Here is a 22992-nt window from a genome sequence, read left to right as displayed (position 1 = left end):
GTAGTCGCCCCATCCGGCGCGCCTTCTTTGCCTACTTTCTTGGCAAGACAAGAAAGTAGGTCGCCGCCCCGCAGGGGCGGTGAAACTGCAGTTGCCTTTGACGGTAAGCAGTTGCAGCTGCCCTTGCCCCAAAGCAGCCACAAGCAAAACCCACTCCCCTCAAACCGTCATATTCATCATTTCCTGATACGCCGCCGTCAACCGATTCCGAACCTGTACCCCGGTCTGAAACGAAACATTAGCCTTCTGCATATCGATCATCACATCGTTGAGCGATACACCCGGCTTGCCAAGCTCAAAAGCCTCGGCCTGCCCATAAGCCTTCTCCTGCACGTTGCTGATGCGCGCCAGCGAACGCTGGAGCTCGCCGGCAAAACCGCCGGAAGAAACGGCGGAAGCCTGGCTTTCCTGCCCGGTGGCGCTCTGGGCCAGCCCGCGCAGTTGCTGCAACATGCCGTCGATGGAAGAGATGGTAGTCATGGCGATCCGCTTGGAACCCGCCCCGCCCTGGCCAGCCGAAGCCCGCCCCGGGGGAAACCGGTTCGAAAATGAGTCATTGAGGGTTGCGCCGGGCACCCGCCCGGGCTGCTGCCGGCAAACCTGGCGCAATGCGCCGCCTATGCCACAAATACCGCATCCGCGCGCGCCGCCTGTGCCAGCCCCCGAAGCGTACTCGCGGCGTCACCTGGGCCATTGCGGGAATTCGGGTGGAAAACGAGGCCTATTCGCCGGATTGTCTGCACCCGCCTTGGATGATCATCGATACCGTGCCGAATCTGGGATGCCGCTTACCTTTGCGCGCCCGGTCCGGACCCGAATCTCATCAACTATCGCGGGGAGTACGCGTGTTTTGTCAGCAGCGTGATCTTAGCCATGCCGAAGCCAGGGTTAGCCAGGCCAGCCGGGGTGGACAGGGCAGCCAGAGCGGCGCCCGCCATCCGGCCCAGCCGATCCTGACCCATGCCGGCCCGGCCGTGACGGGGGCGCGCGCATGAACGCCGTGGCAGCCCTGTCGAACAAGTCCGAGCTGTTCGAGCGACTCAAGACCAATCCGCGCCTGCCCCTGATGCTGGGCGGCGCGGCCCTCGCCGCAGCCATCGCGGTGGGTGTGCTTTGGTCGCGTGCGCCGGACTACAAGGTGCTCTACAGCAATCTGTCCGAGCGCGACGGCGGTGCCGTCATCGCCTCCCTGCAGCAGATGAACGTGCCGTACAAGTTCGCCGAAGGCGGCGGTGCGGTAATGGTGCCCTCCGAAAAAGTCCACGAAACGCGGCTGCGCCTGGCTTCGCAGGGCTTGCCCAAGAGCGGCACCACGGGCATGGAACTGATGGACACGCAGAAATTCGGCATCAGCCAGTTTGCCGAACAGGTCAACTACCAGCGCGGCCTCGAAGGCGAGCTGGCCCGCTCGATCGAATCGATTGCGGCGGTGCAGTCGGCGCGCGTGCACCTGGCCATTCCCAAGCCGACGCTGTTCGTGCGCGAACGCCAGAAGCCGACCGCCTCGATCGTGCTGCAACTCTACCCGGGCCGCGCCATCGATGACGGCCAGGTCGCCGCGATCGGCCACCTGGTTTCGTCCAGCGTGCCGGAGCTCACGCCCAAGGCCATCTCCATCGTCGACCAGCACGGCAACCTGCTGTCCGGCAGCGGCACCAACGAGCGTATGCTCGACGCCGGCCAGATCAAGTACGTGCAGGCGCTGGAGCGCAACTACGCGCAGCGCGTGGAGGCCATCCTGGCCCCGATCCTCGGCCAGGACAACGTGAAAGCGCAGGTGACCGCCGACGTGGACTTCTCCATCGTCGAGCACACGGACGAATCCTACAAGCCGAACCAGGACCCGACCCGCGCCGCCATTCGCAGCCAGCAATCGAGCGAGTCGAGCCAGCAAGGCGCGGCGCCGGTCGGCGGCGTGCCTGGCGCGCTGTCCAACCAGCCGCCGGCACCGGCCACGGCCCCGATCGCCACGGCCCAGCCGCCGCGCCCGGGCCAGCCGAACCAGCCGGGGCAGCAGCCCGGCCAGCAAGGCCAGGCCGCGGGCCAGGCCCAGGGCGGCGCCACCGCCACGGCCCAGACCGGCCCGAGCAGCAACCGCCACGACTCCACCACCAACTACGAGCTCGACCGTACCGTGCGCCATGTGCAGCAGGCACCAGGCGGCGTGAAGCGCCTGTCGGTGGCCGTGGTGGTCAACTACCGTCAAAAGGCGGGCGCCAACGGCAAGATGGTGTCTGAAGCCCTGCCCGCCGCGCAGCTCGCCCAGATCGAGAACCTGACCAAGGAAGCCATGGGCTTCTCGGCCGACCGGGGCGACTCGCTCAATGTGGTCAACAGCCCGTTCACCGTGGACAACGACATCAAGCCGGAACTGCCGCTGTGGAAGCAGCCGGAAATGATCGCCCTGGCCAAGACCGCCGCCGGCTACCTGCTGCTGGCACTGCTGGCGCTGTTCGTGTGGTTCAAGGTAGCGCGTCCGGTGCTGCGCAAGTACACCGCGCCGCCCCTGCCGCCGCCACAGGAAAAGTCGGCCGACAACGAAGCCATTTTGTTGCCGCCTGAAGAGCCGGCAAATCCGGAAGTCCTGCGGCTTGCCGCTAAATATGAAAGCGATCTCGCCCTGGTGCGTGACGCCGCGCAGCGCGACCCGCGCCTGGTTGCTAGTGTGATCAAAAACTGGATGGCTAGCGATGACCGATGAAGGATTGCAGAAGAGCGCCATCCTGATGATGTCGCTCGGTGAAGACGCCGCAGCTGAAGTATTCAAGCACCTTGGCCCCCGCGAGGTGCAGAGCCTGGGCTCGGCCATGGCCACGCTCAACTCGGTGACGCGCGAGCAGATGTCCGCCGTGCTGGCCGAGTTCCGCCAGGAGACCGAGCAGTATCTCGCGCTGAATGTGGACTCGAGCGCCTTTATCCGCAGCGTGCTGAACAAGGCGCTGGGCGAGGAGCGCGCGGTATCGGTGATCGAGGACATCCTCGAGTCCCGCGACCCGGGCGCCGGCATCGACTCGCTGAACTGGATGGATTCCACTTCGGTGGCAGAACTGATCCGCGACGAACACCCGCAGATCATTGCCACCATCCTGATCCACCTGGACCGGCAGAAGTCGTCCGAGATCATCGCCATGTTCACCGAGCGCCTGCGCCAGGACGTGATCCTGCGGATCGCCACCTTCGGCGGCGTGCAGCCTGGCGCCCTGCAGGAACTGACCGACGTGCTGACCAAGCTGCTGGCGGGCCAGAGCCTCAAGCGCAGCCGCATGGGCGGTGTGCGTACGGCGGCCGAGATCATCAACCTGATGAGCACGGCCCACGAAGAAGCGGTGATCGAAGGCGTGCGCCTGCACGACGGCGACCTCGCGCAGAAGATCATCGACGAGATGTTCCTGTTCGAGAACCTGATGGAAGTCGACGATCGCGGCATCCAGCGCGTGCTCAAGGAAGTGGCCACCGAATCGCTCATCGTCGCGCTCAAGGGCGCGCCGGTGGAGTTGCGCGACAAGTTCATCCGCAACATGTCGACCCGCGCTGGCGAAATGCTGCGCGAAGACCTCGAAGCGCTGGGCCCGGTGCGGGTCTCGCAAGTCGAGGCCGAGCAGAAGAACATCCTCCAGGTGGTACGACGCCTGGCCGAAGCCGGCGAAGTTGTAATCGGTGGTGGCGACGATGCCTACGTCTGAACGTGCCCTGCGCCAGTTCCGGGGCCTTGCCTCGGACAGCGATTTTGTCGATGGTCGCAGCGAGCTTCGCGGCGATCATGCCAGCGATGCCGGCGATGGCCGCGCAGCGGGCAACCGCGGCGCGCCACGCCAGGCTGGCTTCGAGAGCTTTGCCGCGCCGGCGGGCCGCGCCCCGCAGAAAAACGGCTGGCAGCGCTGGCAGATGGTCTCGCTGGATCCGCGCAAGGCCGCGCCCGCTCCGGCAGAGTTCATGCCGCTGGAGCCCGCACCGCCCCCCATCGACTTTGCCGCGCTCGACGCAATGCGTGAAGGCGCGCGCAAGGAAGGCTACGCCCAGGGCTATACCCAGGGCCAGACCCAGGGCTACGGCGACGGCCACCGCGAAGGCTATGCGCGCGGCCTGGAAGGCGCACGCACCGAAGCCGCCCACCTGCAGCAACTGGCCGCCACCTTCAGCCACGCGCTTGGCCGCGTTGACGAAGAAGTGGCCCAGACCCTGATTTCACTGGCGCTGGATGTGGCGCGCCAGCTCGTGCAGCAGGCCGTGCAGGCCGATCCCGCCGTGCTGCTTCCAGCGGTGCGCGAACTGCTCGCGGCCGAGCCGGCGCTGTCCGGCTCGCCCTGCCTGCTGCTCAATCCCGAAGATGTCACGCTGGTGGAAACCCACCTGACGGGCGAGCTTCAGGCCGCCGGCTGGAGCGTGCGCGCCGACCCGGCCATCGCGCGCGGCGGCTGCGTGGCGAGTGCCGCCAGCGGCGAGCTCGATGCCACGCTGTCCACGCGCTGGAGCCGCGTAGTCAAGGCGCTCGGCCGTGACGACCCGTGGGAGCCGCCGCATGCCTGATACCTCGGCCAATACTTCGGCCAATACTTCGGTGAATACGGATTTCACCGCCGGCCTGCATGGCCAGCGCTGGCGCGATGCGCTCACCGCGGCCTCGGCCGGCATTGCCGAGATCGACAGCAAGCGCAGCTGCGGCCGCCTGACCCGCGCCGCCGGCCTGGTGCTGGAAGCCGTGGGCCTGCGCCTGCCGGTCGGCAGCGATTGCCTGATCGAGCTGCCGGGTGGCCAGTTGCACGGCAAGAACACCGGCCCGCGCCTAGCCGAGGCAGAAGTCGTTGGCTTCGGCGCCGACCGGCTCTACCTGATGCCGCAATCCGACGTGGTGGGCCTGGTGCCCGGCGCGCGCGTCTATCCGCTCGAGCCCACGCCGCTGCCCAGCGGCGACACCACCCCGCGTGAGCCGGGCTCCAAGCGCCTGCCGGTGGGTGAAGGCCTGCTCGGGCGCGTGCTCGATGCTGCCGGGCGTCCGCTGGACGGCCTGGGCCCCATCACCGCTGCCACGGAAGTCACGCTCGGCGGCACGCAGATCAACCCGCTGTCGCGCGCGCCTATCGAGACCGTGCTCGACGTGGGCGTGCGTGCCATCAACGGCATGCTCACCGTGGGCCGCGGCCAGCGCATGGGACTGTTCGCCGGCTCCGGCGTGGGCAAGAGCGTGTTGCTGGGCATGATGGCGCGCTACACCAGCGCGGAAGTGATCGTGGTCGGCCTGATCGGCGAGCGCGGCCGCGAAGTGAAGGACTTCATCGAGAACATCCTGGGCCCCGAAGGGCGCGCGCGCTCCGTGGTGGTGGCGGCACCTGCCGACACCTCGCCGCTGCTGCGCATGCAGGGCGCCTCCTATGCCACGCGCCTGGCCGAGTACTTCCGCGACCAGGGCCGCCACGTGCTGCTGATCATGGACTCGCTCACGCGTTACGCCATGGCCCAGCGCGAGATCGCCCTGGCCATCGGCGAGCCGCCCGCCACCAAGGGCTATCCGCCCTCGGTGTTCGCCAAGCTCCCCACACTGGTGGAGCGTACCGGCAACGGCGCCGAAGGCGGCGGCTCGATCACGGCCTTCTACACCGTGCTGACCGAAGGCGACGACCAGCAGGACCCGATCGCAGATTCCGCGCGCGCCATCCTGGACGGCCACATCGTGCTCTCGCGCAGCCTGGCGGAATCCGGCCACTACCCCGCCATCGACGTGGAAGCTTCGATCAGCCGGGCCATGACGGCGCTGATCGAGCCGCCGCAGTTCGCCTCAGTGCGGCGCTTCAAGCAATTGATGTCGCGCTACCAGCGCAACCGTGACCTGATCAGCGTGGGCGCGTACGTGCCGGGTAACGATCCGGAGCTGGATCTGGCCATCCACCTGCATCCACAGATGGAGGCCTTCCTGCAGCAAGACATCCATGAGCGCGCCGGCTACGACGCCTCGATCGGCCAGTTGCATAGTCTCTTCCAACGGAGTGAACATGGCTAAGCCATCTGCATTGAATACCTTGGCCGACCTGGCCCAGAACGATACGGATGCAGCCGCGCGCGAGCTGGGCCGGCTGCAAGGCCTGCGCAACCAGGCGGAGCAGCAACTGGCCGCGCTCACGCAGTACCGTCAGGAATACCGCGAGCGCATGCAAGCCATCGCGCAGGACGGCATGACTTCCACCCGCTGGCAGGACTTTGCACAGTTCCTGGCCTCGCTCGATACCGCCATCCGCCAGCAGACCGAAGCGCTGGCCCGGGCCGAAGCCCAGTTGCTCGCTGGCCGCGCCAACTGGCAGCAGCAAAAGCGCCGCCAGAGTTCCTTCGACACGCTCATTACCCGCGCGGATACGCGCGAGCAGATTGCCAGCACGCGCCGCGAGCAACGCGACACCGACGAATACGCAGCCCGCGCCGCCCGCCTGCAAGTTGCAGGCCGCCACCGCTAAGCCGCCCAGACAAACCGAGCCCGAACACATGATCGACATCAGCCAGATTGTCAGCAATGCCGCCGCGGCCGCCACAGCCGCCTCTTCGCGCAGTACCAGCAACACCAGCAGTGCCGACGCGCAGCAGCAAGGGTTCGGCGATGCGCTGGCGCGCGCCCGCAACGACGACCGCACCAGCACCAATAGCACCAATAGCACCAATAGCACCAATAGCAGCAATAGCAGCAACGCCGGCAATGGCAGCGCAAGCAACGCCAGCAGCAACAACACCAACAACGCGTCCACACGCAACGACGCCGGCGGCCAGAACGCCAACGCCGCCAATCAAGGCACGCAGTCCAGCACGGTAGCCACCAAGCCGTCACGCCGCCAGGACAAGGACGACGAGACGTCCGAGAACCAGGCCGCGGATCCCGCCGCACAGTCCGCCGCCGCCGCGCTGGCCGCCCTGCTCGCACCGCAACCGGCCCAGCCAGCACAGCCTGCCGCGCTGGCAGCCAACGGCGCGCTGCCGGGCTCGGCTGGACTGCCCGGCACTGCTGCCCTGGGCGCACAAGCCGGCTTGAAGGACATGAAGGACCCGGCGCTCGCCAGCGCCGCGGCCGCTACGCCCAATGCGGCCGCACCGGCGACCTCGGCCGCCGCCGATACGCTGGCCACCATCGCGTCCCAGCGCGCCGCGCTGCAGGCCGTGCCGCAAACCGCGGCCAGCACCCAGGCGGCAACCGCGGACAAGTCCGCCGCAACACCCGGCACCGACGCCACCAAGACCGCCCCGGACCTGGCCGCGAGCCTCAAGGCCGCCATGGCCGGCCAGCAAGGCGGCAATGGCCAGGCCTCCTCCGGGCAGCAGGACGCCTCGCTCGGCCAGCCGTACAAGGCCCCGCTGCAGCTTGGCGATGCCGGCAAGAACAACGCGCCTGCGGCAGCCACCGCCGCCGCGCCGGCCAACCCGATGCAACTGGCGGCAGCCATGCGCGCCGCCGAGCCGGCCAGCACCGAAGCCACGCCCGCCGCCGTCACGCCGCTGATGGCGGCCGGCAGCCTGGCCGCGAGCCAGGCGCCGACTTCCGGCGGCCTGTCGCCGACCACCTCGCTGCCGATCGCGCCGCCCGTGGGTGACGGCCAGTGGCCGCAAGCGCTGGGCCAGCAGATGGTGCGCCTGTCGACCCAAGGCAACCACACCGCCGAGCTGCAGCTCAATCCGCCCGACCTCGGCCCGCTCAAGGTCGTGCTCAACGTCGTCAACGACCAGGCCCAGGCCCAGTTCGTCTCGCCGCATGCCGCCGTGCGCGCCGCGGTCGAAGCCGCGCTGCCGCAACTGCGCACCGCGCTGGCCGACAACGGGATCCAGCTGGGCCAGACTTCGGTGGGCGCCGACGGCTTTGCCGGCCAGGCCGGCAACGGCCAACAGCAGCAACGCCAGCCGGGCAACGCGCAGAACGGCTTTGGCACGTTGGCCGGTATCCCGGCAGCCCCGGTCAATGCCGGCCCCGTGGCCCCGGTGGCGCGCACCCTCGCACGCGGCGAAGTCGACACCTTCGCCTGACCGCCCGGGCGGGATGGAGGCTCGGGCGCACACGCCCGGGCATGCCACGCAGCCCAGCGCATTCGCGCTTACCATGTCGTTTTAGAGCAGGGCCGCAGCCACCAAGGCTGGCGCGCCCCGCCCGCCAGGACGCCATGACCTTCGACCTGTTCGATTCCCTCCCCCAGGACGCCCCCCGCGCCGAGCCCATCGTGCCCGGCGCAGTGGTGCTGCGCGGCTTCGCACGGGAGCATGAATTAACCCTGCTGGATAACGTGCGCGCCATTGCCACGCAAGCGCCGTGGCGGCACCTCATCACGCCGGGCGGCCTGCGCATGTCGGTGGCCATGACCAACTGCGGCCAGTTTGGCTGGGTTTCGGATGTCACCGGCTACCGCTACGAAGCGGCCGATCCCCTCAGCGGCCAGCCCTGGCCCGGCATGCCGGATGCCTTCCTGGCGCTGGCGCGCGATGCGGCCGCCACGGCCGGCTTTGCCGATTTCCGGCCGGACGCGTGCCTGCTCAACCGCTATGCGCCGGGCACCCGGCTCTCCCTGCACCAGGACCGCGATGAGCTCGACCTGCGCGCGCCCATCGTCTCGGTGTCGCTTGGCCTGCCGGCCGTGTTCCTGTTCGGCGGCCTTGCCCGCGCCGAGCGCCCGCTGCGCGTGCGGCTGGCGCATGGCGATGTGGTGGTATGGGGTGGCCCGGCCAGGCTGGCGTTCCACGGCATTGCGCCGCTGGCCGACGGCGATCACGCGCTGGTGGGCCGCGAGCGGATCAACCTGACTTTCCGCAAGACGCGCTAACGGCGTGCCGGGCGCATTGGCAGGCGAGCGTCAGCCGATCTCATCGAGCAACGCCAGCCGGCTATCGTCGGGAAACGCCTTGACGCGATACCTGGCAGGATACTGCGCCTCCGGCTCCATCAGGTCACCCAGCAAGGCCAGCGCCTGCTGCCAGCCCACCACGCGCGTCTGCCCCATGCCATCAGCCGCGTCGGGCCGTACCAGGGCGATGCGATCCGCGCGCGGCAGCGAAGTCTCCACGCCGCACGTCCAGGTGGTAATCGAGAACGAAGTGAGCGGATCGTCCTGCCGCCCATAAAGCAGGTAATTGGCCAGGAAAACACCGGCGCCGTCGCGCTCGTTCAGGCGGTCCAGGGCGGCCTTTTGCGTGTCGTATTCTTCCTTGCGGTACAGCCGCGCCAGATGGGCAAGGTGCCGTGCAGCCTCCTCGCCGGCTGGGACGAAATGCGACACCTCGGTCCCCGTGGGCACAGCGTGCGCCACGCCCCCGGGCTGGTAGCGGAACATGGCCGGCGAGATCGTGCGGCCCTGGCGGGACGCCTGCAGGCTGAGCTCGACCATGCGCAGTTGCCCGGCATCATCCTGGTCGCCCGTCACCAGCAGCACCTCGCGGGTTGGCATCATGAACACCGGACGGCCGCGTACCGGTACCCGCTCCAGCACATCCGGCAGCAGCGCGCGGCTGGCCTCGTAGCCGTCGCTCCAGGCACCCTGGTAGACGCCCTGCGCGACCGGGACGAAGGCTTCGCCAGTGTGGTCGCGCAGGTTGTCGCCCGCCATCTGCAGCGCCTGGCCAAGCGTCACCTGCCAGGAGGCGGAGGGGCCACTGAGCAGCGTCGACGTGGTTTCCGGATAGTCCACCGCCAGCAGGATCACGCAATCCTCGCCGAAGGGCAGGTAGGCGACATCAAAGGTCGAAGGATCGCCTTCCGTGCGCAAGTGGTGCAGCCGGATCTCGTCGATCAGCGAGCGGCTTCGGATCAGCGGGCGCAGCATGGGCCGGGCCTCGGACAGCAAGGCCGGCGTGGCTTGCCCGCTGGAACACAAGGTGGCCACGAAGCCATGCAGCACCTTGTCGCGCTGCGCGCCAGGCGCCTCGCAGTACGCCCGGTAGGCGTTATGGAGGTTGAAAAAAGCGTTGCGCCCGTGCTCCAGCCGGAACTCGTCCGCGTTGACATCGAGGCGCCCCTCAAAGCCCTGGCGCCGGGCAGCGGCAATGAACAACGCCGCGAAACGATCCGGCGGCGGCTTGCGCAGGAAAAACGAATCGAAGAAACCCATGGCGATGGCGTGGCCCGGATGTTGACTGGGAGGTTGGCCTGGATGACAGTGCTTACACCTTACCCCATGTCCCGGCGTTTCGGCATCCTCGCCGTGCTCCGCCATGCGCCCTGCCGCGCGGTGTTGCGCTGCCATGTTTTCCGCTATTCTTGGGCTCGCCGCGGCGCCGGGCCGACCATCCCGCCCGTGGCCCCCCCCAGGATCACAGGAAACCCGAATTGACGCGCATCTGCCTGAACATGATCGTGAAGAACGAGGCCCCGGTGATCGCCCGCTGCCTCGCGTCCGTCAAGCCATGGATCGACCGCTGGGCGATCGTCGACACCGGGTCCACCGACGGCACCCAGGCGCTGGTGCGCAAGATCATGGGGGACCTGCCCGGCGCGCTCCATGAACGGCCCTGGATCGATTTCGCGCACAACCGCAACGAGGCCCTGGCGCTGGCGCGCGCCGGCATGGAGGGCGCGGCCGGTGCCGAAGACTACGTGCTGTTCATCGATGCCGATGAAACCCTGCGCATGCCCGAAGGATTCCGCTGGCCCCGGCTGGCCGACGACGGCTATCGCTTCCAGTGCGAGCTGGGCGGCTGGCAATACCAGCGCAACGCCCTGGTCAAGGCGGGCCAGCCCTGGCGCTGGGAAGGCGTGCTGCACGAATACCTGACGCAGGATCCGGCGCATGCCTGGCAGCACCTGCCCGGCCCCGCCATCGTGGTCTCGCGCGATGGCGCCCGCGCCCGGGATCCGCAGACCTACCTGCGTGACATCGAAGTGCTGGAGCGCGCCCTGTGCAAGGATCCGGCCAACGCGCGCTACTGCTTCTACCTGGCGCAGAGCTACCGCGACGCCGGCAAGCTGGAAGCCAGCCTGAAGCAATACCAGGTGCGCGTGGCCATGGGCGGCTGGGAGGAGGAGCGCTGGTTCGCGCTGTTCCAGATCGCGGTGCTGACCAAGCGCCTTGCCGCCGACGCCGCGCATGCGGCAAACCCGGCCTACGCCCCCGGTGCCGTGCGCGATGCCTACCTCGCTGCCTACCAGGCGCGCCCCGCGCGTGCCGAGCCGCTGTGCGAACTGGCCCGCTACCACCGGCTGCGCGGCGAGTTCGCGCAGGCGCACCTCTACGCCCAGCAGGCCGCGGCCATGCCCTGCCCGGCCGATACCCTGTTTGTCGATGCGTCGGTCTATGCCTGGCGCGCGCTCGACGAACTCACGGTTAGCGCGTACTACATCGGCGCGCTGGCGCAAGGCAAGGCCGCCTTGCAAAAGCTGCTGACCGAGGAGCGTTTCCCGCCCACCGAAAGCACGCGCATCCAGTCGAACCGGCCTTACTACGGGCTGTAGCTTTTCATCCCGGGCCTGCCTTAGCCTGCCTTGGCCGCCCCACGGTCCACCCAGTTGACCTTGGGGAACTTGCGCGCGAACGCCTCCGGCATCGGCACGACCTGCTTGCGCTCGTAGCTGAAAAAGACAAAGCCGGACTTGGCCATGGCCACCAGCGCCTGGTCTGCCGGGCGCGTGATGCGGAAGGTGATATCGCCGCCATAGCGGTTGAAGTCCATCACCCCCACCTCGAACAGCAACTGGTCGCGGGCATGGGCCTCGGTGCGGTACGTGGTGGCCAGGTCGGTCACGATGATGCCCACCTTGTCGGTCTCGCCGTCCTCCGCGTCACTCGCATGCAGGTCGAAGAGAAAGCGCGCCCGCGCCTCGGAAATCATCGAGATCATCGAGTCGTTGCCGAGGTGGTTGGCGGAGTTGATATCGGTCACGCGCACCGTCAGGTGGGTGGAGTAGCAGAATTGGTCTTCGGGGAATTCGAGATTTAGGCGGGCCATGATGTGATGGGGGAAACTCAGTGAGTGATTGTTGCTGTTTCTTTTTGCGGCGTTGGTTTTTGGACCTGCGGGCCGTACGACATTGGTCTTTGGGGTTGGTCACTGTTTCTTTTTGCGGCGTTGGCTTTTGCACCCAACAGCCATACGACATCCCCCCCTGCGGGGTTGGTCGCTGTTTCTTTGAGCGGCGATGGCTTTTGCACCCAACAGCCATACGACATCCCCCTGCGGGGTTGGTCGCTGTTTCTTTGAGCGGCGATGGCTTTTGCACCCAACAGCCATACGACATCCCCCTGCGGGGGCTGCCGGTCACTCTTCTTTGCGTCGGCAAAGAAGACTAACGAGAAGAAAGCCGACCCTGCCGGGAGCAGAGCAATCGGGCTTATGCGGGGCGGTGGTTTCGTCGTACGGCCCGGAGTGTTGGCTGGCCTTTGCCATACCGGCTTGGAGGGCATCGCAAATGCATGATCCAATGGTCACGTGGTGGTGCCCCTGATCGCTTTGCTCGGTGCGCGTTCGACCATCTGCCGATACCGGCGCGGACCATCACGACACATCGCCTGCCAATGGTTTCGTGGTGGGGCGGGCGCGGTGGTCAGGGCCTTGGGTATATCAAGCCGGTGCCACCGCGCCCACGACGGAACCGGTGCGCCTGCAACTTCGTGGCCGGCCACGCCGCGAGCGACAGACGGCTTGAAGCAAGTGGTGTCCGCTACCGGGGGCCTCACCACGAATCCCAGAAGCCGGCAGGTTCGTGGCCAGTCAATCCGGTACCGGCAGAAGCCCGCAGAACCGCTGGCCATACGACGAAACCAGCACCCCTAGCACCCGCGATTGCTCTGCCCCCGGCAGGGTCGGCTTTCTTCTCGTTAGTCTTCTTTGCCGACGCAAAGAAGAGTGACCGGCAGCCCCCGCAGGGGGATGTCGTATGGCCCTTGGGTGCAAAAGCCATCGCCGCTCAAAAAAACAGCGACCAACACCGCAGGGGGATGTCGTATGGCCCTTGGGTCCAAAAACCAACGCCGATGAAATAAACAGCGACCAACCCCAAAGACCAATGTCGTACGGCCCGCGAGTCCAAGATGCCAACACCGCCAGCAAACCATAAAAGAAAAGCCCCGCAAGGGGCCTTTCAAACGTACGGCTAGAAAACCAGGACAGCTTAAACCGTCACCGTATCCGCCACGCCCTTGAAGTCTTCAATCTTGTCGAAGTTCAGGTACTTGTAGATCTGATCACCGTTGGTGGCCAGCACGCCCATGTCCGACATGTACTCTTCCTTGGTCGGAATACGACCCAGACGCGAGCAGATCGCGGCCAGCTCGGCCGAACCCAGGTACACGTTGGTGTTCTTGCCCAGACGGTTCGGGAAGTTACGGGTGCTGGTCGACATCACCGTGGCGCCTTCGCGCACTTGTGCCTGGTTACCCATGCACAGCGAGCAGCCCGGCATTTCGGTGCGGGCGCCGGCCGTGCCGAACACGCCGTAGTGGCCTTCTTCGGTCAGTTGCTTGGCGTCCATCTTGGTCGGCGGGGCAACCCACAGCTTGACGGGGATGTCGCGCTTGCCTTCCAGCAGCTTGGAGGCTGCGCGGAAGTGGCCGATGTTGGTCATGCACGAACCGATGAAGACTTCGTCGATCTTGGCGCCAGCCACTTCCGACAGGGTCTTGACGTCGTCCGGGTCGTTCGGGCAGGCCACGATGGGCTCATGCACGTCGGCCAGGTCGATCTCGATCACGGCGGCGTACTCGGCGTCCGCATCCGGCTCCAGCAGCTTGGGGTCGGCCAGCCAGGCTTCCATGGCCTGGATACGGCGCGACAGGCTGCGCGGGTCTTGGTAGCCTTCGGCGATCATCCACTTCAGCAGCGTGATGTTGCTGTTGATGTATTCGATGATCGGTTCCTTGTTCAGACGCACCGAGCAACCGGCGGCCGAACGCTCGGCGGAAGCGTCGGACAGCTCGAACGCTTGCTCGACCTTCAGGTCGGGCAGGCCTTCGATTTCCAGGACGCGGCCCGAGAAGATGTTCTTCTTGCCTTGCTTGGCCACGGTCAGCAGACCCGACTTGATGGCGTACAGCGGAATGGCGTTGACCAGGTCACGCAGGGTGACGCCGGGCTGCATCTTGCCCTTGAAGCGCACCAGCACGGATTCCGGCATGTCCAGCGGCATCACGCCGGTGGCAGCCGCGAACGCCACCAGGCCCGAACCCGCCGGGAAACTGATGCCGATCGGGAAGCGGGTGTGCGAGTCGCCGCCGGTGCCAACGGTGTCGGGCAGCAGCATGCGGTTCAGCCACGAGTGGATCACGCCATCGCCCGGGCGCAGAGAGATGCCGCCACGGGTGCTGATGAACTGCGGCAGCGTGTGATGGGTCTTGACGTCGACCGGCTTCGGATAAGCGGCGGTGTGGCAGAACGACTGCATCACCAGGTCGGCCGAGAAGCCCAGGCAAGCCAGGTCCTTCAGCTCGTCGCGGGTCATCGGGCCGGTGGTGTCTTGCGAGCCCACCGAGGTCATCTTCGGTTCGCAGTAGGTGCCCGGGCGGATGCCCTTGCCTTCCGGCAGGCCGCAGGCGCGGCCAACCATCTTCTGGGCCAGCGTGAAACCGCGGCCAGTGTCGGCCGGGTTGTGCGGCAGGCGGAACAGCGTGGACGGGGCCAGGCCGAGCGCCTCGCGGGCCTTGGCGGTCAGGCCACGGCCAACGATCAGGGGAATACGGCCGCCGGCGCGCACTTCGTCGAACAGCACGTCGGACTTGACGGTGAACTCGGCGATGACCTGGCCGTTCTTCAGGGCCTTGCCATCATAGGGACGCAGCTCGACCACGTCGCCCATTTCCATCTGCGACACGTCCAGCTCGATCGGCAGTGCGCCGGCGTCTTCCATGGTGTTGTAGAAGATCGGGGCAATCTTGCTGCCCAGGCACACGCCGCCGAAACGCTTGTTCGGCACGAAGGGGATGTCTTCGCCGGTGAACCACAGCACCGAGTTGGTGGCGGACTTGCGCGAGGAACCGGTACCGACCACATCGCCCACGTAGGCGACCAGGTTGCCCTTTTCCTTCAGCGATTCGATGAACTTGACCGGGCCGCGCTTGCCGTCTTCTTCCGGGGTGATGCCCGGGCGCGCGTTCTTCAGCATGGCCAGCGCGTGCAGCGGGATGTCGGGGCGGGTGGTGGCGTCCGGCGCCGGTGAGAGGTCGTCGGTGTTGGTTTCGCCGGTGACCTTGAACACGGTCACGGTCAGGCTTTGCGGCACTTCCGGGCGGCTGGTGAACCACTCGGCGTCGGCCCAGCTTTGCAGCACGGACTTGGCGATGGCATTGCCCTTGTCGGCCTTTTCCTTGACGTCGTGGAAGGCGTCGAACATCAGCAGCGTCTTCTTGAGCGCTTCAGCCGCAACGGGACCAATCTCGGCGTCGTCCAGCAGTTCGATCAGCGGGGCGATGTTGTAGCCGCCCAGCATGGTGCCCAGCAGCTCGGCAGCCTTGGCACGCGAGATCAGCGTGCAGGCTTCCTTGCCCAGCGCCACGGCGGCCAGGTACGAGGCCTTGACCTTGGCGGCGTCGTCCACGCCCGCCGGCACGCGATGCGTGATCAGGTCGACCAGGACTTGTTCCTCGCCAGCCGGCGGGGACTTCAGCAATTCAATCAACTCCGCAGTCTGCTTGGCCGTCAGCGGCAGAGGGGGGATGCCGAGCGCGGCGCGTTCGGCTACATGGGCGCGATAGTTTTCAAGCATGGGAACCTGCGGGTGATAGGGTTGCAAAAACCGGTTGTGCCGCGATTGTAAAATAAAGTGCACCCTTGGGTCAAACGTCTTATATCTTATATAAGAGTTAGAAACAGAAAACCCAATAAAATCAAGGCCAGGCCGCATGCAAGAGTTCCCCCGGCACCATCAGGCCACCCGCCATCAGTCCTGGCTCGGCGGCAGGAAAACCAGCTTCTCCTCCTCATACAGCCGGTAGATCATGTCCAGCATGGCGCTGATCTCCTCGGTCTCGTCGAGCCTGCGCATGCTCATGATGATGGGCGAGACCAGGTTGGGATCGTCCAGCTCCCGGTAGCTGATGTCGTCCCGCTTGAGGCCGTGCACGCTGCTCGGGACGATCGAGATACCCTCCCCGGCCGCCACCAGCCCCAGCGCGATCTGCAGCTCGCGCGCTTCATGGATACGCCCGGGCTGCAAGGCCCGGTCGTGAAACGCTGCCAGCACCTGGTCGGCGTAACTTGGGCGGGGCGCCTTCGGAAAGATGATCAGGTTCTCGCCCAGCAGGTCATGCAGGGCCAGCACGGGCTTGGCCAGCGAGAGCGGGTGCCCGACCGGCAGCGCCACGATCATCCGCTCCTCGCGCAGCACGACCCGGCGCACGTTCGGGTCCTCGTGCCGGATGCGGCCAAACCCCACGTCGATGGTGCCCTGCTTGAGCGCCGCGATCTGGTCCATGGTGGTCATCTCAACCAGGCTCAGCTCGATCTGCGGGTGCTCGGCGCGAAAGCGCCGGATGATCTTGGGCAGCATGCCGTACAGGGTCGAGCCGACAAAGCCGAGCGACATCTTCCGCTCGATCTGCCCCACCCGCCGTGTCATCGACTCCAGTTCCGCGGCTTGCGCCAGCAACTGCTGGGCGTGCGCGTAGAAAAAGCGCCCGGCCTCGGTCAGCTTGAGCGGGCGCGCGTTGCGCTCGAAGAGCTGCACCCCCAGGCCCTCTTCCAGTTGCTGGATCTGCCGGCTCAGCGGCGGCTGGGCGATATGCAGCCGTTCGGCCGCCCGGGTGAAGTTGAGCTCCTCCGCGACGGCGACAAAGTAACGTAAGTGACGCAAGTCCACGACTATACCTTTTGAGTATTCAGCCAATACTAAAACAGTGTTGGACCGCCAATTTCTGCACTCCTATCCTTCGCATCAGGCTGTGACAACGACTTTTTATACCTTTATGGCATTTTAGTTCGAATCACGCGGCCCTGGCGGAATGCCACTGCAAAGACGGACCCCCACATAGAAAACCCGAGACAAGGAGCAGACAAATGACGCATCCGGAAATCGAAGCGCTGGTGAAAGCGTTCATCCTCGACACCGCCAACGGCAAGGCCGATGCGCGCGTGCAAAGCGTAGTGGTCCGCCTGACCACCGACCTCTTCAAGGCGATCGAAGACCTGGACCTGAGCGCCAGTGAAGTCTGGAAGGGCATCGAGTACTTCGCCGAGGCCGGGCCGGAACTTGGCCTGCTGGCCGCCGGCCTGGGCCTGGAGCGCTTCCTGGACATCCGCGCGGATGAAGCCGAGGCAAAGGCCGGTCTCGCCGGCGGCACGCCGCGCACCATCGAAGGCCCGCTGTACGTGGCCGGCGCGCCCGCGAGCGAAGGCTTCGCGCGGCTGGACGACGGCAGCGAAGACGGCCAGGGCGAAGTCCTGTTCATGCAGGGCACTGTGTTCGACACCAACGGCAAGCCGCTGCCCGGCGCCGCGGTGGAGGTCTGGCATGCCAACTTGCTCGGCAACTACTCGTTCTTCGACAAGACGCAGTCCGACTTCAACCTGCGCCGCACCATCACGACCGATAGCGAGGGCCGCTACCAGTTCCGCAGCATCGTGCCGATGGGCTATGGCTGCCCGCCGCAAGGCACCACGCAGCGCCTGCTGGACCTGCTGGGCCGCCATGGCCGGCGCCCCGCGCACATCCACTTCTTCGTGTCCGCGCCCGGCCATCGCAAGCTGACCACCCAGATCAACATCGACGGCGACGAATACCTGTGGGACGACTTTGCCTTTGCCAGCCGCGAGGGCCTGGTGCCAGCGCTCAGGCACGTCGAGTCCCCGCGGGCACTGGCCGAGCACGGCCTGGACAAGCCGTTTGCCGCCATCGATTTCGATTTCCGCCTGTACGCAGATTGCGCGGCAGCGCCGGCACCGGAAGTGGAGCGCACGCGCGCCGCCGCGTAAGCCCCGGCGCCCGAGGCATCTCAGGCGCCCGCACCGCATCAGCAACGACGCAGCAACATCAGGGCCGACCTGAGGATCCCTCACGGCCCGGCGCATCCGCCACGGATGCAGGAGACACCGCATGATCCCCATTTACCCGGACCACAGCCCGGCCCTCGCGCGCCTGGACGACTACCTGGTGGAAAACCGCGAGACCGGCGACCACCGCCTGCATCGCAGCGCCTTCACCGACGAGGCCCTGTTCGAACTCGAGATGAAGCACATCTTCGAGGGCAACTGGATCTACCTGGCGCACGAAAGCCAGATCCCCGGCAACAACGATTACTACACCACCTACATGGGCCGCCAGCCGATCGTGATCGCACGCAACCGCCAGGGCGAACTCAACGCGCTGATCAACGCCTGCACCCATCGCGGCGCCATGCTGTGCCGCCACAAGCGCGGCAACAAGGCGACCTACACCTGCCCGTTCCATGGCTGGACCTTCAATAACAGCGGCAAGCTGCTCAAGGTCAAGGATCCGGAGGGCGCCGGCTACCCCGATTGCTTCAACAAGGAAGCCTCGCACGACCTGAAGAAGGTGGCGCGCTTCGAGAACTATCGCGGCTTCCTGTTCGGCAGCCTGAACCCGGATGTGGCGCCGCTCAAGGACTTCCTGGGCGAGGCCGCCAAGATCATCGACATGATCGTGGACCAGTCCGCCGACGGGCTCGAAGTGCTGCGCGGCGCGTCCACCTATACCTTCGAAGGCAACTGGAAGCTGCAAACCGAGAACGGCGCCGACGGCTACCACGTCTCCGCCGTGCACTGGAACTACGCCGCCACCACCAACCACCGCAAGCAGGAAAACGCCCGCGAGGACAAGATCCGCGCGATGGATGCTGGCAACTGGGGCCGGCAAGGCGGCGGCTTCTACGCGTTTGATCACGGCCACATGCTGTTGTGGTCGCGCTGGGCCAACCCGGAGGACCGGCCGAACTTCAACCGGCGCGAGGAATTCGCCGAGCGCTGCGGTGCCGAGACGGCGGACTGGATGATCCAGAACTCGCGCAACCTGTGCCTGTACCCCAACGTCTACCTGATGGACCAGTTCGGCTCGCAGATCCGCGTGCTGCGCCCGCTGTCGGTTGGCAAGACCGAAGTCACCATCTACTGCATCGCGCCCAAGGGCGAAGCCGACGACGCGCGCGCACGCCGCATCCGCCAGTACGAGGATTTCTTCAACGTCAGCGGCATGGCCACGCCCGACGACCTGGAAGAATTCCGCGCCTGCCAGCAAGGCTATGCCGGCAGCGCGGTGGCATGGAACGACATGTGCCGCGGCGCCACGCACTGGGTGGAAGGCGCCGACGAGGCCGCCCGCAAGATTGGCCTCAAGCCGTTGATGAGCGGCGTCAAGACCGAGGACGAAGGCCTGTACACGGTGCAGCACCGCTACTGGCTGGACGTGATGAAGAAGGCCACGGGAGCCGAAGCCAGCAAGATCAGCAGCGCCGGGAGCGAAGCATGAGCACGACCCCAACGACCGCACCCATCGGCCTTGCCGAAATCCAGGCCTTCCTCTACCGGGAAAGCCGCTTGCTTGACGACGAACAATGGGATGAATGGCTGGCCTGCTATCACCCGGATGCCGCTTTCTGGATGCCGTCCTGGGACGACGACGACACCCTGGTGACCGATCCGCAGCGCGAGATCTCGCTGATCTACTACCCGAACCGCCAAGGCCTGGAAGACCGCGTGTTCCGCATCAAGACCGAGCGCTCGAGCGCCACCATGCCGGACACGCGCACCAGCCACAACATCAGCAACGTCGAACTGGAGCGCCAGGAAGGCAGCGCCTGCACGGTGCGCTTCAACTGGCACACGCTGAGCCACCGCTACAAGACCAACTACAGCTACTTCGGCATGTCGCGCTACGTCATCGACTTCGCCGGCGAGCAAGCGCAGATCCTGGACAAGTACGTCGTGCTGAAGAACGACTACATCCACCAGGTCATCGACATCTATCACATCTGAGCGGACGCGCCGGAGGAACCACGCCATGGAATACAACATCGCTCTGCAGTTTGAAGACGGCGTTACCCGCTTCATCACCTGCGCCGCCAACGAAACCCTGTCCGACGCCGCCTACCGCCAGCAGATCAATATCCCGCTGGACTGCCGCGACGGCGCCTGCGGCACCTGCCGCGGCTTGTGCGAATCCGGCGAGTACGACCTGCCGGCGTCGAGCTATATCGAGGACGCGCTGACGCCCGAGGAGGCCGCCAAGGGCTACGTGCTGGCCTGCCAGACCCGCCCGCGCTCCGATTGCGTGATCAAGGTGCCGGCCTCGTCGGCCGCCTGCAAGACCGGCGTGACCCGCTACCAGGGCAAGCTGGCGGCGGTGGACAAGCTGTCGGACTCCACCATCGGGTTCTCGATCGAGCTTGGCGCGACCGCCGCCCCGACCTTCCTGGCGGGGCAATATGTGAACGTGGAAATTCCGGGTACCGGCCTGACCCGCTCGTACTCGTTTTCCTCCGCCCCCGGCGCCGCCCGCACCTCGTTCGTGGTGCGCAACGTGCCCAACGGCCGCATGAGCGAGTTCCTGAGCAAGGAGGCACTGCCCGGCCAGCCCATTTCCTTCGCCGGCCCCTATGGCAGCTTCTACCTGCGCGAAGTGACCCGCCCGGTACTGTTCCTGGCGGGCGGCACCGGCATCGCGCCCTTCCTGTCCATGCTGGACGTGCTGGCCGCGAACGGCAGCCCGCACCCCATCCGCCTGGTGTACGGCGTGACGCATGAGATCGACCTGGTGGCATTGGCACAACTCGACGGCGCAAAGGACAAGCTCGCCGGCTTCGAGTACCGCACCTGCGTGCTCGATCCGGTCAGCGGCGAAACCCGCAAGGGCTATGTCACGCAGCACGTGGAGCAGGACTGGCTCAACGGCGGCGATGTCGACATCTACCTGTGCGGCCCCGTTGCCATGGTGGATGCGGTGCGCGCCTGGCTGCAGGACGCCGGGGTGACGCCGGCCAGCTTCCACTACGAAAAATTCTCGGCCAGCAACGCTGCCTGACCCACCTTCCACGGATCACAGACACGCCATGAACAACAACGCGCGCTTTAGCGGGAAAATCGCCGTGGTAACCGGCGCGGCGCAGGGGATTGGACGCGGCGTGGCGCTCGCCGCCGCGGCCGAGGGCGCCAGCCTGGTGCTGGTCGACCGCTCGGCCCTGGTGCACGAGGCCGCCGCGCAAATCCTCGCCAACGGCGGTCAGGCACTGGCGGTGGAGGCCGACCTGGAAACCTATGCCGGCGCCCGCCTGATGACCAGCGCGGCGCTGCAGGCCCATGGCCGCATCGATGTCCTCGTCAATAACGTGGGCGGCACCATCTGGGCCAAGCCCTACCAGGAATACGAGGAAGCGCAGGTCGAAGCCGAGATCCGCCGCTCCCTGTTTCCCACCCTGTGGTGCTGCCGCACCGTGCTGCCCGGCATGATCGAGCGCAAGCAGGGCGTGATCGTCAATGTCTCGTCCATCGCCACGCGCAGCATCTACCGCGTGCCCTACGCGGCCGCCAAGGGCGGCGTCAATGCCCTGACCGCTAGCCTCGCCTTCGAGCACGCGCAGGACGGCATCCGCGTCAATGCGATCGCCACCGGCGGCACCGAAGCGCCGCCGCGCAAAGTGCCCCGCAACACGGCGGAGCAGACCCCGCAGGAAGCCGCGTGGTACCAGAGCATCGTCGACCAGACCATGGCATCCAGCCTGATGCACCGCTACGGCACCATCGACGAACAGGTGCGCGCGATTCTGTTTTTGGCGTCCGATGAGGCCTCTTACATCACCGGCACCGTCCTGCCCGTAGGCGGCGGCGACCTCGGCTGAGCTGCGACGACGCCGGCTCGCGCCCTCCCGGCAGACTGACGCTTCACATTTTCGTGTTTTTTCTCCACGAAGCAGCTGGGAGCTGCGTTTTCGGGGCGATGCCCTGAATGGCGAGGCGCACAACGTATTCGCCACCTCAAAAAATATGCCTTTAAGCGCATATTTCTGTGCCGCCTCGGACAGGTAACACCACTCGCGCATGGGTGGACCCGGGTATGCGGATTTCTCGGTCCGCAGCCGGCTCGCACAGCCCGCCAGGCGCGGCGTGGCGCCTGGCGCCCGCGGCACGCGGTTCTCCGCGCCGTCCCACCATTGGATTTAATCCGAAATCCAATCAATGACTTAGCAAATCGGCGCGACAAGCGGCGGCGCCATCGTCAACGCCAATTCCATGCCCTTGGCGGCCACCTGCGCCTGCTTGCCGCCCTCTCGCCAACCCGGCAAATCATGGCGGTTTCCTGGTCCGTCACCCGCTATCCGGTACCCCGCGCGGCTTTTAGTCAAACATCCACTCAAGTTCCGTGCCCGTCATTCGTTAACCCCTGTAAGACCATCCGCGTAGCTCGGATGACAAGACCTGTTCGGCTCAAAGGGCCAAGCTGAGCGGGTTTCACCCTTTTTTTCGGCCCTTTGCTTGCCGGTCATTCCCTCAAGAATGGCAAGGCATTCCGATACAGGCATCTCATGGCGAATACGCTCACTTCTTCCCAGGCTGACGGCAACACGAGCAAGCGCGGGCGACTGCTGCTGGTGCTCGGCGTCGTGCTCGTCGCGGCGCTGGGTGCCGGGGGCTTTTTTCTGGGCAACATCCTGAGCAACCGCCAACCGGCCGCGCCTGCCGCTCCTGTTGTGCCGCCGCCGATTTTTGTGCCCTTGGAAGCATTTACCGTCAATCTGAAGAGCGATGACGGTGACCGCTTCCTGCACACCGGTTTGTCGCTCAAGGTGGCCGACGCGAAGGACCAGGCGCGCATCACCGAGTACCTGCCGGAAGTCCGCAGCCGCATCTTGCTACTGCTGTCGGCCAAGCAACCGCCGGATCTGGCGACGGTGGACGGCAAGCGCAAGCTGGCCCAGGAAATCCAGAGTGTCATCAGCCAGCCGTTCGCGCCCAACCTGCCCAAGCAGCAGATCCTGGACGTCCTATTTACTTCCTTCGTGGTGCAGTAAGCGCTTTGCCCTGCCCCACCAGCAACTCCGATATGAATTCGTCCTTGTTTTCCTTGCCTGTCTCACAGCGCGCGCGCCAACGCCAGCGCGCGGGCTGATC

General features: G+C 66.1%; 19 protein-coding genes. 14 read left to right on the top strand and 5 right to left on the bottom strand.

What is annotated here, in order from left to right:
* Nucleotides 1-159: 159 nt before the first annotated feature.
* Complete coding sequence (gene fliE / locus AC07XB_RS26795; protein ID WP_043353483.1) at nt 160-480, bottom strand: flagellar hook-basal body complex protein FliE; 321 nt, start codon at nt 478-480, stop codon at nt 160-162.
* A 511-nt stretch (nt 481-991) separates the two neighbouring features.
* On the opposite strand from fliE, the gene fliF reads away from it, so the two are divergent.
* The 7 genes from fliF (at nt 992) to alkB (ending at nt 8780) form a co-directional block, all read left to right on the top strand.
* Nucleotides 992-2701, top strand: coding sequence for a flagellar basal-body MS-ring/collar protein FliF (fliF, locus tag AC07XB_RS26790; protein ID WP_492376682.1), 1710 nt, complete (start codon nt 992-994; stop codon nt 2699-2701).
* A complete protein-coding gene (gene fliG, locus AC07XB_RS26785; protein WP_492376681.1) occupies nt 2691-3683 on the top strand; it encodes a flagellar motor switch protein FliG in 993 nt (330 codons plus the stop codon). The genes fliF and fliG overlap by 11 nt, the downstream gene beginning before the upstream one ends.
* Nucleotides 3670-4527: a flagellar assembly protein FliH gene (gene fliH / locus AC07XB_RS26780; protein ID WP_253928365.1), complete on the top strand. Its 858-nt coding sequence runs from the start codon at nt 3670-3672 to the stop codon at nt 4525-4527. The genes fliG and fliH overlap by 14 nt, the downstream gene beginning before the upstream one ends.
* On the top strand, nt 4520-5995 hold the full coding sequence (gene fliI, locus AC07XB_RS26775) for a flagellar protein export ATPase FliI (RefSeq protein WP_416051744.1): 1476 nt from the start codon (nt 4520-4522) through the stop codon (nt 5993-5995). The genes fliH and fliI overlap by 8 nt, the downstream gene beginning before the upstream one ends.
* A complete protein-coding gene (gene fliJ / locus AC07XB_RS26770) occupies nt 5988-6443 on the top strand; it encodes a flagellar export protein FliJ (protein ID WP_174425237.1) in 456 nt (151 codons plus the stop codon). Before fliI ends, fliJ begins: the two co-directional genes overlap by 8 nt.
* A gap of 28 nt (nt 6444-6471) precedes the next feature.
* On the top strand, nt 6472-7992 hold the full coding sequence (locus AC07XB_RS26765; RefSeq protein WP_492828830.1) for a flagellar hook-length control protein FliK: 1521 nt from the start codon (nt 6472-6474) through the stop codon (nt 7990-7992).
* A gap of 134 nt (nt 7993-8126) precedes the next feature.
* Nucleotides 8127-8780, top strand: coding sequence for a DNA oxidative demethylase AlkB (gene alkB / locus AC07XB_RS26760; RefSeq protein WP_253928368.1), 654 nt, complete (start codon nt 8127-8129; stop codon nt 8778-8780).
* A 30-nt stretch (nt 8781-8810) separates the two neighbouring features.
* On the opposite strand, the gene AC07XB_RS26755 is transcribed toward alkB, so the two are convergent.
* The gene (locus AC07XB_RS26755; RefSeq protein WP_492828833.1) at nt 8811-10061 is read right to left on the bottom strand and encodes a DUF1444 domain-containing protein; all 1251 of its coding nucleotides are present in this window, start codon (nt 10059-10061) and stop codon (nt 8811-8813) included.
* Between the two features lie 218 nt (nt 10062-10279).
* Here AC07XB_RS26755 and AC07XB_RS26750 point away from each other — a divergent pair, with 218 nt between their 5' ends.
* Nucleotides 10280-11401, top strand: a complete 1122-nt coding sequence (locus tag AC07XB_RS26750) for a tetratricopeptide repeat-containing glycosyltransferase (RefSeq protein ID WP_492828835.1) — start codon at nt 10280-10282, stop codon at nt 11399-11401.
* Nucleotides 11402-11421: 20 nt separating this feature from the next.
* On the opposite strand, the gene AC07XB_RS26745 is transcribed toward AC07XB_RS26750, so the two are convergent.
* The 3 genes from AC07XB_RS26745 to AC07XB_RS26735 form a co-directional block, all read right to left on the bottom strand.
* Nucleotides 11422-11895 carry a thioesterase family protein gene (locus AC07XB_RS26745; protein WP_492828837.1) on the bottom strand — a complete coding sequence of 158 codons (474 nt, stop codon included), beginning with the start codon at nt 11893-11895 and terminating at the stop codon, nt 11422-11424.
* 1162 nt (nt 11896-13057) lie between these two features.
* Complete coding sequence (gene acnB / locus AC07XB_RS26740; protein ID WP_150990488.1) at nt 13058-15643, bottom strand: bifunctional aconitate hydratase 2/2-methylisocitrate dehydratase; 2586 nt, start codon at nt 15641-15643, stop codon at nt 13058-13060.
* Between the two features lie 174 nt (nt 15644-15817).
* Nucleotides 15818-16735, bottom strand: coding sequence for a LysR family transcriptional regulator (locus tag AC07XB_RS26735; protein WP_492828839.1), 918 nt, complete (start codon nt 16733-16735; stop codon nt 15818-15820).
* A gap of 197 nt (nt 16736-16932) precedes the next feature.
* Here AC07XB_RS26735 and catA point away from each other — a divergent pair, with 197 nt between their 5' ends.
* From catA to fliL, 6 genes are all read left to right on the top strand, one after another.
* Nucleotides 16933-17847 carry a catechol 1,2-dioxygenase gene (gene catA / locus AC07XB_RS26730; RefSeq protein ID WP_492373382.1) on the top strand — a complete coding sequence of 305 codons (915 nt, stop codon included), beginning with the start codon at nt 16933-16935 and terminating at the stop codon, nt 17845-17847.
* A gap of 121 nt (nt 17848-17968) precedes the next feature.
* The gene (gene benA / locus AC07XB_RS26725; protein ID WP_492373383.1) at nt 17969-19357 is read left to right on the top strand and encodes a benzoate 1,2-dioxygenase large subunit; all 1389 of its coding nucleotides are present in this window, start codon (nt 17969-17971) and stop codon (nt 19355-19357) included.
* Nucleotides 19354-19863: a benzoate 1,2-dioxygenase small subunit gene (gene benB, locus AC07XB_RS26720; protein WP_492373384.1), complete on the top strand. Its 510-nt coding sequence runs from the start codon at nt 19354-19356 to the stop codon at nt 19861-19863. The genes benA and benB overlap by 4 nt, the downstream gene beginning before the upstream one ends.
* Nucleotides 19864-19888: 25 nt before the next feature.
* Nucleotides 19889-20908 carry a benzoate 1,2-dioxygenase electron transfer component BenC gene (gene benC / locus AC07XB_RS26715; protein ID WP_492373385.1) on the top strand — a complete coding sequence of 340 codons (1020 nt, stop codon included), beginning with the start codon at nt 19889-19891 and terminating at the stop codon, nt 20906-20908.
* Nucleotides 20909-20936: 28 nt separating this feature from the next.
* Nucleotides 20937-21722, top strand: a complete 786-nt coding sequence (locus AC07XB_RS26710) for a 1,6-dihydroxycyclohexa-2,4-diene-1-carboxylate dehydrogenase (protein ID WP_492812967.1) — start codon at nt 20937-20939, stop codon at nt 21720-21722.
* Between the two features lie 684 nt (nt 21723-22406).
* Nucleotides 22407-22892: a flagellar basal body-associated protein FliL gene (fliL, locus tag AC07XB_RS26705; RefSeq protein ID WP_150990480.1), complete on the top strand. Its 486-nt coding sequence runs from the start codon at nt 22407-22409 to the stop codon at nt 22890-22892.
* The last annotated feature ends 100 nt before the right edge of the window (nt 22893-22992 follow it).

Source organism: Cupriavidus sp. GW821-FHT02F09, from assembly GCF_059421605.1.
Note: the sequence above shows the minus strand (reverse complement) of the source record. Positions and strands in the feature narration are given on the sequence as shown.

Bases quoted from the DNA above. Each gene is read 5' to 3' on its own strand.
- fliE (WP_043353483.1), bottom strand. From the start codon at position 480: ATGACTACCATCTCTTCCATCGACGGCATGTTGCAGCAACTGCGCGGG.
- fliF (WP_492376682.1), top strand. From the start codon at position 992: ATGAACGCCGTGGCAGCCCTGTCGAACAAGTCCGAGCTGTTCGAGCGA.
- fliG (WP_492376681.1), top strand. From the start codon at position 2,691: ATGACCGATGAAGGATTGCAGAAGAGCGCCATCCTGATGATGTCGCTC.
- fliH (WP_253928365.1), top strand. From the start codon at position 3,670: ATGCCTACGTCTGAACGTGCCCTGCGCCAGTTCCGGGGCCTTGCCTCG.
- fliI (WP_416051744.1), top strand. From the start codon at position 4,520: ATGCCTGATACCTCGGCCAATACTTCGGCCAATACTTCGGTGAATACG.
- fliJ (WP_174425237.1), top strand. From the start codon at position 5,988: ATGGCTAAGCCATCTGCATTGAATACCTTGGCCGACCTGGCCCAGAAC.
- AC07XB_RS26765 (WP_492828830.1), top strand. From the start codon at position 6,472: ATGATCGACATCAGCCAGATTGTCAGCAATGCCGCCGCGGCCGCCACA.
- alkB (WP_253928368.1), top strand. From the start codon at position 8,127: ATGACCTTCGACCTGTTCGATTCCCTCCCCCAGGACGCCCCCCGCGCC.
- AC07XB_RS26755 (WP_492828833.1), bottom strand. From the start codon at position 10,061: ATGGGTTTCTTCGATTCGTTTTTCCTGCGCAAGCCGCCGCCGGATCGT.
- AC07XB_RS26745 (WP_492828837.1), bottom strand. From the start codon at position 11,895: ATGGCCCGCCTAAATCTCGAATTCCCCGAAGACCAATTCTGCTACTCC.
- acnB (WP_150990488.1), bottom strand. From the start codon at position 15,643: ATGCTTGAAAACTATCGCGCCCATGTAGCCGAACGCGCCGCGCTCGGC.
- catA (WP_492373382.1), top strand. From the start codon at position 16,933: ATGACGCATCCGGAAATCGAAGCGCTGGTGAAAGCGTTCATCCTCGAC.
- benA (WP_492373383.1), top strand. From the start codon at position 17,969: ATGATCCCCATTTACCCGGACCACAGCCCGGCCCTCGCGCGCCTGGAC.
- benB (WP_492373384.1), top strand. From the start codon at position 19,354: ATGAGCACGACCCCAACGACCGCACCCATCGGCCTTGCCGAAATCCAG.
- benC (WP_492373385.1), top strand. From the start codon at position 19,889: ATGGAATACAACATCGCTCTGCAGTTTGAAGACGGCGTTACCCGCTTC.
- AC07XB_RS26710 (WP_492812967.1), top strand. From the start codon at position 20,937: ATGAACAACAACGCGCGCTTTAGCGGGAAAATCGCCGTGGTAACCGGC.
- fliL (WP_150990480.1), top strand. From the start codon at position 22,407: ATGGCGAATACGCTCACTTCTTCCCAGGCTGACGGCAACACGAGCAAG.